Below are 16314 nucleotides of genomic sequence, written 5' to 3'. Positions count from 1 at the left end.
TAATGAGGGTTAGTCCAGAGCGGAACCGTGTAGTTTCATGACAAAAAGTGGCCACTGCTTCGACATCGCCGCACTAAAAGTCACGAAGACCACAAAAAATAAAAAAGTTCCATTGATTAAAAAAAGAATTCAGAATTGCTTCCGACTGTTGCCGAGAACCTCAATTCAAACGTTCCGGCAGCGCGATCTCCCGGCTATTTGCGAGGTAAGCAATGAGCACTGCACAGATGACTCGCCCGCTACAGACCCTCTACGTCACCATTCGTCGCGATGAATTACGCCACTTAAAAGACGAACGCGATCAGTTGCAGCAGGAAGTCATCCGCCTACGTACGCTCCTTCAAGCCCAACTTGATAAGCCATCGGGCGTACAACCTGTGCTCTGCTGAAGCCGGTGCTTGAGCACTTTGTAAGATAACCCACACAAAAATCTCACAAATTTTTCACATTACCCTCCCGATACTCCCGCGCCCAAGGGCCGCTCCATGCATGGGCGGCCTCTGTTGCGTGCGTCCTTGCGCGTCGACTGCAAATTTATCGGGTTGGAGCACTGGATGGCGATGTTCAAACGCAGCACCACGTCTGCGAAAGGCTTTGATTGGGCCGGCCTTGGCTGGTTGTTCCTGTTTTTCTGGTATTTCTCGGGTATTACCCAACTACTGATCCAACTGACCGGCACCTCCGGTTTCACGGGCTTTCGCCAAGCTTTCTTCCTGAGTGCGCTGTGGCTGGCGCCGATGCTGCTTTTCCCACGCCGTACGCGCTTGCTCGCTGCACTGATCGGTGTGGTGCTGTGGGCCTGCTCCATGGCCAGCCTGGGTTACTTCTTCATCTACCAGCAGGAGTTTTCCCAAAGCGTCATCTTCATCATGTTCGAATCGAACATCTCTGAAGCTGGCGAATACGCCACCCAATATTTCGCCTGGTGGATCGTGCTGGCATTTATCGCCCATACCGCCATGGCAGTGCTCCTGTGGAGCCGCCTGCGCCCGGTTTACCTGCCGCGCGGCCAATCGATACTGGCGGCGACTGCCATCGTATTAGCGATTGTCGGTTACCCGCTGGTTAAACAGATTGCTACCAACCCCACCATGGAACTCGCTATCGACGGCTTCGAAACTCGTGTCGAGCCAGCTGTGCCATGGCAGATGATCGTTGCCTACCACCGCTACACCGAACAACTGAACAGCATGCAAGGCATGTTGACCAGCGCTAGCCAGATCCCCCCCTTGAAGAATCTCAAGGACACCATGGCCGGCCAACCGTCGACCCTGGTGCTGGTGATCGGTGAGTCCACCAACCGCCAGCGCATGAGCCTCTACGGCTACCCGCGCAACACCACACCGGAACTGGACAAGCTGCGCGACCAACTGGCGGTGTTCAACAACGTCATCACCCCGCGCCCCTACACCATCGAAGCGCTGCAACAGGTACTGACCTTTGCCGACGAAGAGAACCCGGACCTTTACCTCAAGACGCCGTCGATTGTCAGCGTCATGAAACAGGCCGGCTACAAAACCTACTGGATCACCAACCAGCAGACCATGACCAAGCGCAACACCATGCTCACGACCTTTTCCGAACAGGCCGACGAACAGGTGTACCTCAATAACAACCGTAACCAGAACGCCCGCCAATACGACGGCGACGTGCTGGCACCGTTCTCCAAGGCCCTGGCCGACCCCGCCGAGCGCAAGTTCATCGTGGTGCATCTGCTGGGCACCCACATGAGCTACCAGTACCGCTACCCGCCGACCTTTGACAAGTTCACCGATCGCCAGGGCGTGCCGGCCGGCATCAGCGACGCACAACTGCCGACCTATAACAGCTATGACAACGCAGTGCTATACAACGACTTCGTGGTGTCGAGCCTGATCAAGGATTACGCCAAAACCGACCCCAACGGCTTCCTGTTGTACCTGTCGGACCACGGCGAAGACGTGTTCGACTCGGCCGGCCATGGCACCCTGGGACGTAACGAAGGCAAGCCGACGGCGCCGATGTACACCATTCCATTCATGGCATACGCCTCACCGAAATGGCGTGAAACCCATGACTGGAGCTTCGCCAGCGACTTACAGCGCCCCTACAGCAGCTCACAGTTGATTCACACCTGGGCGGACCTCGCCGGGCTGAGTTTCGATGAATGGGACCGCAGCAAGAGCCTGGTCAATGACAGCTTCAAGCCCCGTCCGCAGCTGATTGGCGATCCGTATGCCCGCCAGCAAAAGGGTTTGATTGATTTCAGCTTGATCAAGCCAAAGCAAGCAGATCCCTCCGAGGTGGTTGCTAAGTAGCCATGGGTTTGTAACAGAAAGATAACAATCATTCTCGTTTAACCCTAAAGTTCCACGCCTCCTTTCGTCTTTGAGCCATGGCCTTCCCTTTCCGGGGCGGCCTCAAAGACGACAAGGAGTCTGCCGCGATGTTCGCGCCCTTTACCCGTTCCATGACCTTTACCCTCGGCCTGTTCAGCGTGGTGCTGAGCCCTGACCTACTGGCCGAAACCGATCCCGAGCAAGCCCCCGCCAAAGCCCTGGAACTGGGCAGCACCAGCATCACCGCCGAGGGCCTGGGTGCCAATACCGAGCACACCGGGGCCTACACCACCGGCTCGATGAGCACCGCCACTCGCCTGAACCTGTCCATCAAGGAAACCCCGCAATCCATCTCGGTGATCACCCGCCAACAGATGGATGACTTCAACCTCAACACCCTGACCGACGCCCTGCGCCAGACCACCGGCGTTACGGTGCAGCACATGGACTCCGACCGGGCGGGATATTCTTCCCGCGGCTACTCAATCAATAACTTCCAGATCGACGGCATGCTCAACACCTTCGGGCGCATGAAGTCCGATTCCGACACCATCATCTACGACCGCATCGAGGTAGTGCGTGGTGCTGCCGGCCTGACCACCGGCGCGGGCGACCCCTCGGCCACGGTCAACATGATCCGCAAACGCCCAACCGCGCAATGGCAGGCCAAGACCGGCGTCAGCGGCGCCAGTCATGACAACTACTACAGCTATGTCGATGTGGGCGGCCCCCTGGCGTTTGATGGACGCCTGCGTGGGCGTACGGTGCTGGCTTACCGTGACAGCAAATCCTTCCGTGACAACTACGCGATGCAACGGGAAGTGGGCTACGGGATTCTCGAAGGCGATCTGACGGACGACACCGTGCTCACAGTGGGCTTCGACTACCAGAACAAGCATGTGCAGGGCAGTTCCTGGGGCACCCTGCCCTATTGGAACAGCGACGGCAGTAAGGCGCGGCTGTCTCGTTCCGCCAACCTGGCCGCCGACTGGAGTTCCTGGCCGCTGAAAGACCAAACCACCTTTGCCTCCATCGATCACCAGCTGTCCGCGGACTGGCGCTTGAAAGCCGCCTATACCCATCGGCAAAGCGACACCAACGGCAAGGTGTACTACGGCGGCGCAGGAGCGCCCAACCCGGATGGCAGTGGCATGACGGCCTGGACCAACCAGATGGTCGGCACGTCGAAAATGGACGTGGTGGACTTCAATCTTGCCGGTTCCTATGAACTGTTGGGACGCGAACATGAACTGATGGTCGGATATGGCGAGTCCGAACAACGCGATGCTTCGCCTTTCCAGCGTTTTGATACGCCTGACGGCTACACGAACATCAAAGATTGGCAACACATGGGCGGCATCGCGAAGTTTCCCGACCGCACCACCGGCCTCAAGGGCGAACACAGCAGCAAAAAACAGAAGGCAGGTTACCTGGCCACGCGCTTGAGCCTGACCGATCGCCTGCACGCCGTGTTGGGCAGCCGTTATGGCAGCTGGGAAATTGAAAGTGTGTCTCCCTCCTACAACGCCAATAACCAGTTGACCCAGTCAGTAAAAACCAGCCAGACCCACAATGACATGTGGACGCCCTATGCCGGTTTGCTCTACGACATCACGCCGCAATACACCGTGTATGCCAGTTACACCGACATCTTCAACCCTCAGGGCCAACGTGATTCCAGCAAGAAATACCTGGAACCGGTAGTGGGCAGCAACTACGAAATCGGCCTCAAGGGCAGCCTGCTGGACGAGCGCCTGAACCTGGCAACCGCTTACTTCTGGAGCACCCAGGATAACGTCGCCGAACTCGATAACTCAGCTGCGCCAGACCCGATCACCCGCGAGCAGTTCTACAAATCAGGCGGTAAAGGCAACAAGGTGCAAGGCTTTGAAGTGGAAGTTTCAGGCGAGGTCATGCCGGACTGGAACCTCACTGCAGGCTACACCTATACCCATTCGCTGAACGGCGACAAGCAGCGCAACAACACCAACCTGCCGCTGAATCTGCTGAAAGTCTCCACGGCCTATCGGCTACCGGGCGAATGGCGTGGCTTAACGGTAGGTGGCGCGGTGAATTGGCAAAGTGATTTCTACGAGTTTGCCAATCGCCCTATCGGTGGCAGGGACAAGAATGGCTACCTGATTACCGAACGTACCAAGATCACGCAACAGGCCTACACCGTGGTCAACCTGATGTCGCGCTACCAATTTGACGACCACTTATCGGCGTCAGTTAATATCAACAATCTATTTGATAAAAAATATTACGAACGCGTCGGTTTTTATAATGGCGTGTATTGGGGAGACCCGCGCTCCATCACGCTTGCGCTGGACTGGAAGCTCTAACCCCCACCCCCGAAGTTAACAAATTCGTTAACTTCGGGGCAGCTCCACGTTAATTCCCACTTAATAAGATACCTCCATAGTCGCTCCACGAATCTGATCAAGGAGCGACCGGACACCTATCATTCTTAATGGGAACACTGCCATGAAACTCTCGACTTTGATGCTTGCCGGCCTGATGACACTGACCTCCGCTGCTGCTTTTGCCGAAGGTGGCTCCGAGCGCTCCAAGGCGTTTTACAACGACTTCGCCTTCATGCAGCAAAAGACTCACGGCACTAACGAACAAACTGCTGCTGCCGACGGCAAGAACATTAAGACCGGCACTGCTGAACAACCAAGTGCCGAGCAACAACCCAAGAGCTGATTTAATCTTTACTTAATCCGCAATACCCTGTGCCATTCCGCTCCTTTGGCAAAGGTTAGTTTGGCGCCATTTAATGGCGCCTTTTTTATGCGACTTATTTATTAAAGTGGTTTGTTCCAGAACAGCATACGGCCGTGAGCCGGATCAAAGATCGAATCGTCAAAACCGAACTTGCGGTATGCCGATTGTGCCACCTCATTGCCCTCGAGTACCTCCAGGGTAATCTTGCAGCAACCCCGCTGACGGGCGATCTCCTCGACCTTCTGCAGCATTTTCTGGCTCAATCCCAGGCCACGAAATTGATTCATCACCACCACGTCGTGAACATTGATCAAAGGACGGCAGGCAAAGGTCGAGAACCCTTCAAAGCAATTGACCAATCCCGCCGGCTCGCCACCGACAAACGCCAATACGCTGAACGCATGAGGACGCTTGGCCAGTTCGGCAGGCAGTTGCTGCAAGAGGTCGGCAGGCAATGTATGACCGCCGCCCATCGGATCTTCAGCATAATGATTGAGCACCAGGCCAATGGCTTCGGCGTGCACAGGATTGGTGTAGCTGGCTTGCAGCACCAGGATGTCTGGGGTGTCCATTTCCTTCCTCAATAACGACAACAAGGGAATCGGTTCCCTTTGAGGGGGTCGATTGTAAGCGTGGAGTCGGCAGGAGATGAAGGAGATTAACTACAAATACCCGACTGAAAGTACGAAGGTTGTGCACATCAAAAGGCGCCGCCTGACGTTTACGAAGATTTTTCCTAGGCGCCGAAACGCTGCAACTGCATCTCTTGCAAGCGACTCAGGGTGCGGCGGAACGCAAACTCCAGGTAGCCTTCGGTGTAGAGGCTTTCCAGCGGCACCTGGGCCTCGATGAACAAGGGCACCTTGCGGTCGTAGCACTCATCCACCAGCGCAATAAAGCGCCGCACGCTGTCATCGTGCACCGACAACTCCGGCAACTCGCGATCACCGGCTTCCACACGCTGAGCAGCATCTTCGGTGCCACGGGCAATCCGCGCCGGGCGCTTTTGCGCGCTTAGGTTGGGGACCTCCCCCAACAAGATCGCCTTGAAGCGGTCACACAACAGCATGAAATCCATCGCAGCCAGGGGTTGTTCACAGAGGTCAGCGTAGCGGCACCACAGCACTGTGTCGCTGGACTGCACCGCCACAACCGAGCGGAAACCGACGTTTACCGACCCACTGCTCACCACCTGTCCTTCGCTCAATTGCTTGAACACTGAGGCGAGCGCATCCGGCCGATCCACCCAATAACGCTGCACGCCAACACCGGGATGCAAACGATGATCCTCATCGCCATCTACCGCCACGACTTGCATATGCTGCTTGATCGCCGCGATACCCGGCAGGAAACGTTCGCGGTTGAAGCCGTCGGCGTACAACTGATCGGGTGGTTGATTGGAGGTGCAGACCATCACCACGCCCTCCTCGAACATCACCTGGAACAAGCGGCCGAGAATGATCGCGTCGCCGATGTCATTGACGAACAACTCGTCGAAACACAGCACGCGCACTTCCTTGCTCAACTCTCGAGCCAACGCTTGTAAGGGGTCGTGGGTCCCCGTGAGCTGGAACGAACGCTGATGCACCCACCCCATGAAGTGATGGAAATGCTGACGCCGCGCGGGGACACGCAAGCTTTGATAGAACTGGTCCATCAGCCAGGTTTTGCCCCGCCCCACCGGCCCCCACAGGTAAACACCGGTGATCGGCGAGCGGCCTTGGTGCAAGGCTTCGTGGCAGGCTTGCAGGGCTTGCACCGCACGGCGCTGGGCGTCGTCGGGCACAAACCCTTGCTGGGCGATGGCGTGTTGGTAGGCGGCCAGAGGCGAGTCAAAAGTCATGCGCGCCAGTATGGCCTACACAGAGATATCCAGTCGTGAAATCTTGCCCTGCTCGTTCAGGCGAAAGGTGTAGCGCAACTCCAATGGGCTACCGGGGAAATTACCGGAGACCACATTACTGACCAACACCTTGCCGGTGCGGTGCTGCACGTTGAGCACTTCGACCCGAGGCTGGTAACGACGCCCGGCGTCTTCCATCCAACGGGCGATGGCGGCAGTGCCGATCTGATGCTCGCCTTCATCGAACACATTGGCATCGTCGGCAAAACAATGGGCAATGGCAGAGGTGTCGCGGGTATTGGTCGCCGCGATATAGGCCACGATGGCCGGGGCCAACTCAGGAAGGGACATGGCACAACTCCTTGTTTGGTGATTTGTGGTGCCATGCTAAGCCAGGTCTGTGTCAGTTTTTGTCAGGAGTAAACGGCCCGGATTCATGCTGCTCCATCAGCTTGCGCCAGCCTCGCAAAAGGTCACTGCGCCGCCCCGGGTAACGTTCACCCTGGGCATCGGCAGCCGCCACCCGATCGGTACGAAAGGTGCGATAGGCGTCGCGCAACTCACACCAGGCGACGATCACCCGCACTTCATTGAGAAAGCCCAGGGCCAAGGGCCAGATCAGGCGCTGGCTCTGGGTTTGGCTGGCGTCCGCGTAATCGATATACAGCTTGGCCTGGTTGCGAATGGCTTCGCGAAACACGTTAAGCGGCACGCGGTTTTCCGGGTAGCCAAACCCGGGTGGGCCCGGCAACAACGTCGGATTACGCAGAGCCTCCTGCGCCGTGGGATCAAGCACGTCAGCAATCTTCGCCAAGGCATTGGCGGCGGCGCGGCTCAGCACGTCATCACCGCGCTGATCCACATAACGCAAACCCAGCACGATGGCTTCAGTTTCCTCGGCGTTCAGCATCAATGGCGGCAGAAACAGGCCGCTGCGCAACACATAGCCTACCCCCGCCTCACCGAAAATCGGTGCGCCCAGTGCGGTCAATTCAGCGATATCACGGTACAGCGTGCGCTCGGACACCTCCAACTGCGCAGCCAATACGGCGGCGGTCACCGGGCGTTTTTTGCCGCGCAGGGCTTGGAGTAAAGTCAGTAGACGAGTAGTACGCGACACGTGGCCCCCACCGAAAAGGAAAAATGTGCCGCAGCTTAGCAGAGCGTCCTGCCAGAAAATGTCAGCAGTAAACCGCCTCTTGGGCCTGCTCTGACCACGCAATCATCGCCGAGCGCTTCCCCATCGACAATGGCTTCGACACACCTCGGCCACCGGTTATCTGAGACGAAAAAAAACGGCGCTCTGTTTCTCAACAGGGCGCCGTTTTTTCATCGATGTAACTTACGCAAGGCTCTTGCTGACCACCTCGAACACATCACTGGACAGCTCGCCGGATGCACGAATGCGCTCCAGTTCCGCCTTCATCAGCGCCTGGCGCGCACTGTCGTATTTACGCCAGCGGGTCAGCGGCGCCAACTGGCGCGACGCAATCTGCGGGTTGAAACCATTCAACTGGATCACCAGGTCTGCCAGGAAGCGATAGCCCGAACCATCCGCCGCGTGGAAGTTGATCAGGTTCTGTCCGGCAAATGCACCCACCAGCGCGCGCACCTTATTCGGGTTCTTGATAGTGAACGCCGGGTGCTCCATCAACGCTTTAACCCGCGCCAGCCCGCCTGGCAATGTGCTGCCGGCCTGCACGCTGAACCACTGGTCCATCACCAGCGGGTTGTCCTTGAAGTTCTCGGCAAACACCGCCAACGCTTGGGCCTTCTGCGCCTCGAATGGCGAATTCACCAGCACCGCCAATGCAGTCAGGCGTTCGGTCATGTTGTCGCTGGTGTCGAATTGCTCCAGGGTCGCTGCCAGCACTTCAGGCTTACCGCTGAGCATCAAATACGACAGTGCAATGTTCTGCAATGCGCGACGGGCAAAGTGCTCAGCCGCGGCGACGTACGGAGTTTTCTTCGACAGCTCGCGATTGGCCTGGTAGCGCAGCCACAGCGCTTCGTTCAAGTTGTCAGCCAGTTGCTTGCGCGCAAACTCGCGGGCAGCGTGGATGGCATCGACGTCAGCCACTTCGCTGATTTCCGTGAGGTAGGCCTCACCCGGCAGCGACAGCATTTCGGCGACCATCGCCTGGTCCAGGCTTTCGTCGTTCAACACACTGCGCAACGCAGTAATCAAGCGCTGATCCAGCTTCAGAGGCTGGCCCGCCTGATGCTGAGCAATCAACTCCTGCAATACCTGCACCGCCAACTGTTGGCCGGCATCCCAACGATTGAAACCATCGCTGTCGTGCTGCATCAGGAACATCAGTTGGTCACGGTTGTAAGGGAAGCTCAGCTTCACCGGCGCCGAGAAACCACGCAGCAGCGAAGGCAGCGGCTGCTCAGCGATATCAACGAAGGTGAAGGTCTGCTCAGCCTCGGTCACCGAAATCACGCGGGACGTACCACCGGCCGCGGCTTCACCGGTCAGGCGCAAGGCAATACCGGCGCCCTTCCCGTCCAGCAAGCCCAATGCCACCGGAATCACGAACGGCAGTTTCTGCACCTTGTCCGGGGTTTCCGGGCAGCTTTGACGGAAGGTCAGGCTGTAGGTTTTGGCTACCGCGTCGTAGGACTCGCTCACCGCCAGACGCGGCGTACCGGCCTGGCTGTACCAGCGTTTGAACTGAGTCAGATCGGCGCCATTGGCGTCTTCCATCGCCTTGATGAAATCGTCGCAGGTCACGGCCTGGCCATCATGGCGTTCAAAGTACAGGTCGCTGCCTTTGCGGAAGCCTTCGGCGCCGAGCAAGGTGTGGATCATGCCGACTACTTCCGAACCCTTTTCGTACACGGTCAGGGTGTAGAAGTTGGAAATTTCGATAAAGCTGTCTGGACGCACGGCGTGAGCCATCGGACCTGCGTCTTCGGCGAACTGGTGAGTACGCAGGTACGCCACATCCTGGATGCGCTTGACCGTGGCCGAGTTCATATCGGCAGAAAAGCCCGAATCACGGAACACAGTGAAGCCTTCTTTCAGCGACAGCTGGAACCAGTCGCGGCAGGTCACGCGGTTACCCGACCAATTGTGGAAGTATTCGTGGGCAACGATCGCCTCGACCCGCTGGTGCGCGGCGTCAGTGGCGGTTTCGGCACGGGCCAGCACGGCGCTGGAGTTGAAGATATTCAGGCCCTTGTTTTCCATGGCGCCCATGTTGAAATCGTTCACCGCCACGATCATAAAGATGTCGAGATCGTACTCGCGACCGTAGGTTTCTTCGTCCCAGCGCATGGATTTCTTCAGGCTGGTCATGGCGTGCTGGCACTTGTCGATATTTTCCGGCTCGACGTAGATGCGCAGCGCCACTTCACGCTGAGTCATGGTGGTGAACGTGTCTTCAACGCACCACAAGTCACCGGCCACCAACGCGAACAGATACGCCGGTTTCTTGAACGGGTCTTCCCAGGTCGCCCAATGACGGCCGTCTTCACCAGGGCCGCTGGCAATCGGGTTGCCGTTGGACAGCAACACCGGGTAGCTGTGTTGCTCCGCGATCACCGTGGTGGTGAAGGTGCTCATCACGTCCGGGCGGTCGAGGTAATAGGTGATCTTGCGGAAACCTTCGGCCTCGCACTGGGTGCAGAACATGCCGCTGGATTTGTACAGGCCTTCCAGGGCGGTGTTGGTTTCCGGGTGGATTTTGACCGTGGTGTCGAGGGTAAAAATCGAATGCTTCGGATGTACCGTCAGGTGGCTATCGGTCAACTGGTAGTCAGCTGCCGTCAGCTCCTGATCAGCAAGGTTCACGCTCAACAACTCAAGCTGCTGGCCATCCAACACCAGCGGCGGCAAACCCGCGCCGCGCTCAGGGTTGCGGCGCATCACCAACTGCGCGTGGACCAGGCTGTGGTCCTCGAACAACTCGAAGGTCAGGTGCGTCTCATCGATCAGGTAGTCCGGCGCCTGATAGTCCTTCAGGTAAATCATCTTCGGCTGTTCGGTGCGCATGTCTTCGTCCTTTTACTGATGCACGGCGAGCTGGTAGGCCGTGTACTTACGAATGTTGATAACGCCGGTGTCGAAGATCAGGTATTGGCCCTTGATCCCCAGCAGCGTGCCTTCGGCAATCGGGTTCTTGTCCAGGTTGAAGCTGACGATCTTGGCCGGATATTGCTCCACCGGGTAGCGGATTTCGATCGGTTCGATGTCGGTCACCGGCTGGATGGCCTGTAGGCCAAAGCGCTCCTGCAAACTCAGCAGGCCTTCGGCGCAGGACGCAAACAGCTCATCGCGCACCTGCTTGAGGTCAACGGACTGGGCATCGCCCTTGAGCAGCGCGCGCCAGTTGGTCTTGTCGGCCACCTGGCTGCGGAACAGGTCCTCGACGAAACCGGATTGCTGACGGGTCGCCACACGCATGATCGGCAGCGCCTGGCTGGCGCCCTGGTCCAGCCAACGGGTCGGCAACTGGGTGGCGCGGGTGATGCCGACCTTGATGCCCGACGAATTGGCCAGGTACACCACATGGTCGGTCATGCAGAACTTCTCGCCCCAGCCCGGATCACGGCAAGTGCCAGCGTCGTAATGGCAACGCTCGGGGCTCATGATGCACAGGTCACACTGGGCCAGTTTGGTCATGCATGGGTAGCAATAGCCCTGACTGAAACTGGTCTTGGTCTTGCGGCCGCAATGGCTGCAATGGATGGCGCCAAGGTATTCCAGGCGCACGTGAGTACCGATCAACGGATTGACCGGCACCTCGGTATCGCCCAGGCGAAACGCGTATTGAACGGTCGGCTCACCGAGTTGCGCCGACATTTTGCTGACTGCACCGCGACCAATTTCAATCAATGGATCGCATCCGACTTGAACAGGATGTTCGGCACCGGTGCCGACTTGGACGCGCATTCCTGCGGGCCCATGTAGCCGGTGCGCTGGTCTTCCGGCAGGTTCTGGATTTCCCAGGCGATCACCGCTTGCAGGGACAGCTCACGCTGCTCGGCGGTGAGCTTGCGACCATCGGACCATTTGCCGATTTCCACGGCGAGCTTGAGGCTCTCGTAGATATCCGGGGTGATGTTTTCGATCATTTCAGCAAAAGAGGACATTAGGCTCTTCCTTATCAAATAGACGATTTGCGGCGGCTGTACAAACCGCCCAGCAAACCGGTCAAGCAACCGATGACCAACCCGCCCACATGGGCCGCGTTGGCGATTTCGCCGAAGCCGATCATCGAGACCAGCCCCGACATGCAGAGCACCAGCCATATCAGCATCATCGCCAGCACTCCACGGGGCAGGCGATACGCAGGGTTTGGCGACAATAATTGGAAAATCCAGCAATGCCCGAGCAGGCCATACAACACGCCGGACAGCCCACCGAACAGGCCGGGGCCACCGTAAGCGTATTGCGCGTAGTTGGAGACCAGGCTGAACAACAGGGTCAGGCCCAGCAGGTTAATGCTGCCCTGACGCACTTCAATGCGCCGCCCCAGTTCCCAGTACCACATGCCATTCATGGCCAGGTGCAGGATGCCGAAGTGAATCAGCATCGGCGTGACCAGTCGCCACCACTGCCCCGAGGCCATGGTCTCGGCAAACGGCGTGAACTGGATGTACTCACCCATCACGTGAAACGGCAGGAAGGTCAGCCAGCTCATGGCTTGCAGGTTTTCACCGAGCAAGGTCACAGCGCCGACAATGATGCTCGCCAGCAGCACCAGTGCCGTGACCGGGCTCATACGTACTTGCTGAACAAAGCTTGGGCGAGTCACTGGCACCTGTTCAGGAATATCCAGTTGCTGGTCCGGGTCGCCAGCGGGAAAACGCTGGTACAGCACGCGCACGTCGTCGCTGATGTTCTCGGGCACCCACAACACCTGCTCACCCGCCTCTTCGCTGACGCGATGAGGCACTTGCATGCGCTGCAGCAGCTTGACGAAACCCGCCAGGTCAACGCTCAGCGGCAAGCGCAATACAGCCACGGTACTCATGCAATCACCTCAGGTCGCTCAACGTCGACCCATACGAATTTACGCGGATCCAATTGGGTTTCCTGGTCTAGCCGATAGGCCACCAACTTGCCGTACAGCACCGCGCTGTAGTCCAGGCAGGCCAGGTTGTCGCGAATCGGCGCCGGTTTACCGCTGCGCCAGTAATGGCCGACGAACAACAACGGTTCGTCGACGCCATAGCGCAGCAGGGAATTTTTTTCAGTCGACGACAGTGGCGTGCGCGCCACCGGCTCCGGCAAGGCATCAGGCTGGAACACAATGTCGCCGTAGGTTTTCGGGTCGTCTTCCCAGAACTTGGTGCGAAAGAACGAACGCGTCAACCCATCACCACCGGTCAGCGTCAGGCCATCCGGCAGGCGCATATCGGTGCCGCGCAGCAGACGATCGAACGCGTTGCAGGCAAAACTGCCCGGTACGGCGGCGGCCTGCAGGAAGTGCTGGTCAATGCAGCCATCCGCGAAGGTGGCGCGCAACGGCTGGATAAAACCATCGTCCCAGCACGCATGCACCACGCGGAAACGCCCGGCGTCGACAAACAGCGGCATGTCGTAGAACCAGCCGAGGAAGTCGTGCCAGTCGGCCGGGTGATGTTCGAATTGGGTCAGGGTTTCGTGGATCAACCGCGCATGGCGTGGGTTGTGCTCGCGCACAAACTGTTTGCCACTGCCCGGCGGCGCCGGTGTGGACCAGCCCAAGGCGTTGAATTCATGGTTGCCCATGATGCACAGCGCCTGACCGGCCTCGGCCATATCGTGGACGATATGCAGTGCTTCGCGAATACGCGGCCCACGGTCGATGATATCGCCGAGGAACACCGCCATGCGCGTCGGATGACGCCAGGTGCCACCCTGCTTTTGGTAGCCCAACCGGTCGAGCAAGTGCTCAAGGGTATGAGCGCAACCGTGCACGTCACCAATCAGGTCGTAGCTACGCGCGGGATCGAGCATCAGTCGCCTCCACCCCCCAAGCGGCTGCCCCAGCCCAGCTTGGTGCGGCACACTTCGTAGTAGTTGTGGTCCAGCGGATGAATCAGCCGCAGCTTCTGCGCCTTCTTGCTCACGGTGATGGTGTCACCAGGGGCGCAGGTGAAATGGTTCTGCCCGTCACAGGAGACTTGCGGGTAGATCTGCATGTCTTTGGACACCACGATTTTCAGCTCACTGTTGCCGTCGACCACAATCGGTCTGCTGGACAACATATGGGGGTACATCGGCACGATCACAATGGCATCAAGCTTGGGATGCATGATCGGGCCACCCGCCGACAGCGCATAGGCAGTAGAACCGGTCGGCGTGGCGACGATCAGGCCGTCGGCCTTTTGGCTGCACACGAACTGGCCGTCGATATACAGCTCGAATTCGATCATTCGCGTGGATTTTCCGGGGTGCAGCACCACATCGTTAAGCGCGTCGCCCTGGCCGATGGCTTCGCCGTGGCGGCGCACTTCGGCCTGCAACAGGAAGCGGTTTTCCACCAGGTAATGGCCGTCGAGCACCTTGGCCACTTCGACTTCCAGCTCGTCGGGGCGGATATCCGTGAGAAACCCCAGGCTGCCACGGTTGATCCCCAGCACCGGCACGTTATGCCGTGCCAAGGCACGGGCCGCGCCGAGCAGGCTGCCATCGCCGCCGACCACAATCACCATGTCACACACTTCGCCGAGCATCTTGCGTGACGAGGTTTGCAGGCCATGGCCCGGCAGGATTTCGGCGATGGTGTCTTCGAGGATCACATGCAGGTGGCGTTCCAGCAGGAATTTTTTCAGCCGGCGGACGGTGTCCAGCACCTGGGTACTGCCCAGGCGACCGATAATGCCGATATTGCGAAATTGCTCCATGGGGCTCCTGCGGGATTGGGGTGTGGCAAAAAAGAACGATTATGGGCGAAAGGCCGCGTCAGGCAAAACCCTTTGTCGCTGCCAGGCCTTGATGACAATAGTTCTCAGCCACCTGCACAGCCAGTTAAAAGACTATGCTCGGACCATGACTGTATTCCCCGACTTGCACGCCCTGCCCCGCCAACTGCGCCACCCTGAGGTGCGCGATTTGGCGTGGGTGATGCTCGCCCCGCCGATGCTCATACAAACGCCGTGGCCGCAACGCCACCCACTGGCAGGCAGCGACTGGGTGCAAGCGCCCCATCTTCTCGAACATTGGTTACGCACGCTCGATCAAGACAGCCGTCCCTTGCAGCATTGGCTGAGCTTGTCGCGCACCCGGCGCCTGGGCTTGTACTACGAGCGCCTGTGGCAGTTCGCCGTACAGCATGCGCCGGGCGTGGAGTTGCTGGCGGCCAACCTGCCGATCCGCCGCGCCGGAAATACACTGGGCGAGCTGGACATGCTGCTGCGCGACCGCGACGGCGTGCATCACCTGGAACTGGCAATCAAGCTCTATCTCGGACCGCAGGCTGGCAACGGGCAAGATAACGCGCAGTGGCTGGGGCCTGGCTGCCATGATCGGCTCGACCGCAAGCTGGCGCATCTGGCCCAGCACCAACTGCCGATATCCGCGCGACCGGAGAGCCGCGAGGCGTTGGCGGCGCTGGATATCCAGCAGTTCGACGCGCATTTGTGGCTGGGCGGGTATTTGCTCTATCCCTGGCCCGGACAGGCTGAATCCCCCCACGGCGCCCATCCACAGCACTTGCGCGGGCGCTGGCTGCATCAGCGGGACTGGCGGGACTTTGTCAGCGCAAGCCCGCCAGGCCGATGGCAACCTCTGCCACGGCATGCCTGGTTGGCGCCCGCGCATTACCTGGCGAGTGACGTGTGGAGTGAAGAGCAGATGCACGGTTGGCTGGCAGACCTGGAGCCAATGGCACCGGCGCAGTTGCTGGTGCGGCTGGTTCAGAATGGCGAGGACTGGGAAGAAGCCGAGCGGTTGTTTTTGGTGGCGGATCTTTGGCCGAATGTGCCGGGGGCTGGCTGAGGTTTTGGGGGGGGGCACTTGAGGGCCTCATCGCAGCATGGGCTTGGAATTGCGCTAAACCGTGGGGAGGGAGCTTCGGGTGAGCTATTTTCCTTAGGTAGATTGAGTACATATCCGTTGCTGTGGTAACGGCTGCTTATGGTTCCGCTCTTACAGCGGCTCACTTTTGAACAGCGCAAAAGTAAGCAAAACGCTCTTGCCCCACCACTCGGCACCTCGCTGTGGCTCGGTGTGCCCGCACGCAGGCTTGAATCCGTGGGCCGCCGCGATGGGCCATCCTTGGCCCAGCGCGGCTAACCCGGCGTCCTGCCGGGTTACCCACGGATTCAAGCCTGCGTGCGGCCAGCGTGGTTAATGGGGCGCCTGAGATCAAAATCAAAAGCAGAGCACGGCGGCCTGAAAGCCGACCTGAGTGGTGTGGAGCAAAAGCCAGATCAGAAGCAGGGCAGATTGCAGTCATCCCTGATGTATGGAGATTAAAAATGTGG

15 protein-coding genes are annotated in these 16314 nt (G+C 58.7%); 5 read left to right on the top strand and 10 right to left on the bottom strand.

What is annotated here, in order from left to right:
* The first annotated feature begins 212 nt into the window (after nt 1-212).
* From BFL40_RS34340 to BFL40_RS14495, 4 genes are all read left to right on the top strand, one after another.
* Nucleotides 213-389 carry a DUF6026 family protein gene (locus BFL40_RS34340; RefSeq protein ID WP_256254413.1) on the top strand — a complete coding sequence of 59 codons (177 nt, stop codon included), beginning with the start codon at nt 213-215 and terminating at the stop codon, nt 387-389.
* A gap of 165 nt (nt 390-554) precedes the next feature.
* Nucleotides 555-2297 (top strand): phosphoethanolamine transferase CptA, encoded by a 1743-nt coding sequence (locus BFL40_RS14505; protein WP_071484649.1) that lies wholly within the window; start codon nt 555-557, stop codon nt 2295-2297.
* A gap of 128 nt (nt 2298-2425) precedes the next feature.
* On the top strand, nt 2426-4663 hold the full coding sequence (locus tag BFL40_RS14500) for a TonB-dependent siderophore receptor (protein ID WP_071484648.1): 2238 nt from the start codon (nt 2426-2428) through the stop codon (nt 4661-4663).
* A 142-nt stretch (nt 4664-4805) separates the two neighbouring features.
* Nucleotides 4806-5027, top strand: a complete 222-nt coding sequence (locus tag BFL40_RS14495; RefSeq protein WP_071484647.1) for a hypothetical protein — start codon at nt 4806-4808, stop codon at nt 5025-5027.
* 101 nt (nt 5028-5128) lie between these two features.
* Here the strand turns inward: BFL40_RS14495 and BFL40_RS14490 are convergent, their stop codons facing one another.
* The 10 genes from BFL40_RS14490 to BFL40_RS14445 all read right to left on the bottom strand — a co-directional run bounded on the left by BFL40_RS14490 (nt 5129) and on the right by BFL40_RS14445 (nt 14733).
* The gene (locus BFL40_RS14490) at nt 5129-5620 is read right to left on the bottom strand and encodes a GNAT family N-acetyltransferase (RefSeq protein ID WP_071484646.1); all 492 of its coding nucleotides are present in this window, start codon (nt 5618-5620) and stop codon (nt 5129-5131) included.
* A gap of 164 nt (nt 5621-5784) precedes the next feature.
* On the bottom strand, nt 5785-6891 hold the full coding sequence (gene zapE / locus BFL40_RS14485) for a cell division protein ZapE (RefSeq protein ID WP_071484645.1): 1107 nt from the start codon (nt 6889-6891) through the stop codon (nt 5785-5787).
* 15 nt (nt 6892-6906) lie between these two features.
* Nucleotides 6907-7242, bottom strand: a complete 336-nt coding sequence (locus BFL40_RS14480) for a nuclear transport factor 2 family protein (RefSeq protein WP_071484644.1) — start codon at nt 7240-7242, stop codon at nt 6907-6909.
* A gap of 52 nt (nt 7243-7294) precedes the next feature.
* Entirely contained in the window at nt 7295-8011 is a 717-nt protein-coding gene (locus tag BFL40_RS14475) for a helix-turn-helix transcriptional regulator (protein ID WP_071484643.1), read from the bottom strand.
* Nucleotides 8012-8233: 222 nt separating this feature from the next.
* Nucleotides 8234-10891 (bottom strand): aminopeptidase N, encoded by a 2658-nt coding sequence (pepN, locus tag BFL40_RS14470; RefSeq protein WP_071484642.1) that lies wholly within the window; start codon nt 10889-10891, stop codon nt 8234-8236.
* 12 nt (nt 10892-10903) lie between these two features.
* Nucleotides 10904-11734 carry a DUF2797 domain-containing protein gene (locus BFL40_RS14465; RefSeq protein ID WP_071484641.1) on the bottom strand — a complete coding sequence of 277 codons (831 nt, stop codon included), beginning with the start codon at nt 11732-11734 and terminating at the stop codon, nt 10904-10906.
* Nucleotides 11731-11991 carry a YeaC family protein gene (locus BFL40_RS14460; protein WP_016972751.1) on the bottom strand — a complete coding sequence of 87 codons (261 nt, stop codon included), beginning with the start codon at nt 11989-11991 and terminating at the stop codon, nt 11731-11733. The genes BFL40_RS14465 and BFL40_RS14460 overlap by 4 nt, the downstream gene beginning before the upstream one ends.
* Nucleotides 11992-12005: 14 nt before the next feature.
* The gene (locus BFL40_RS14455) at nt 12006-12875 is read right to left on the bottom strand and encodes a rhomboid family intramembrane serine protease (protein WP_071484640.1); all 870 of its coding nucleotides are present in this window, start codon (nt 12873-12875) and stop codon (nt 12006-12008) included.
* Nucleotides 12872-13846: a metallophosphoesterase gene (locus tag BFL40_RS14450; protein WP_408003992.1), complete on the bottom strand. Its 975-nt coding sequence runs from the start codon at nt 13844-13846 to the stop codon at nt 12872-12874. The genes BFL40_RS14455 and BFL40_RS14450 overlap by 4 nt, the downstream gene beginning before the upstream one ends.
* Nucleotides 13843-14733 carry an NAD(+) kinase gene (locus BFL40_RS14445; protein ID WP_003217892.1) on the bottom strand — a complete coding sequence of 297 codons (891 nt, stop codon included), beginning with the start codon at nt 14731-14733 and terminating at the stop codon, nt 13843-13845. Before BFL40_RS14445 ends, BFL40_RS14450 begins: the two co-directional genes overlap by 4 nt.
* Nucleotides 14734-14878: 145 nt before the next feature.
* Between BFL40_RS14445 and BFL40_RS14440 the strand changes: the two genes are divergently transcribed.
* Entirely contained in the window at nt 14879-15826 is a 948-nt protein-coding gene (locus tag BFL40_RS14440; RefSeq protein ID WP_071484638.1) for a DUF1853 family protein, read from the top strand.
* The last annotated feature ends 488 nt before the right edge of the window (nt 15827-16314 follow it).

It is taken from the genome of Pseudomonas costantinii, from assembly GCF_001870435.1.
In the GTDB taxonomy this organism is placed as follows: Bacteria; Pseudomonadota; Gammaproteobacteria; order Pseudomonadales; family Pseudomonadaceae; genus Aquipseudomonas; species Aquipseudomonas costantinii.
This window is presented reverse-complemented; position numbering and strand designations above follow the sequence as displayed.